This is a genomic window from Alteromonas sp. ABE4_545, from assembly GCF_056161325.1.
The window spans coordinates 1-223 of the sequence record NZ_JBSWYY010000102.1; the positions used below are offsets into that span (position 1 = coordinate 1).

The 223-nt window shown below is 52.9% G+C and carries 1 protein-coding gene; it reads left to right on the top strand.

Going from position 1 to position 223, the window contains the following annotated elements; genetic code table 11:
• Positions 1-223: hypothetical protein (locus ACXAH6_RS20495; RefSeq protein WP_474879846.1), on the top strand; the 223-nt coding region annotated here is incomplete at both ends.

The window sequence follows — 223 nt, forward strand, 5'->3', positions numbered from 1 at the left end:
CAATGATGCCACCATTAACGTGACCTTGGCATCAGATGCAGCGAGCTGGGCATACTCCCTAGACGGTGGTGATAACTGGACGACGGGCTCAGGCACGAGCTTTGAGCTGGCGAGTGATACGGCCTACGCGGCTGGCGACATTCAAGTACGTCAAACCGATGCTGCGGGAAATACCTCTTCAGTAACCAGTAACACGAATGCCATTGAAACAGATGTGACGATT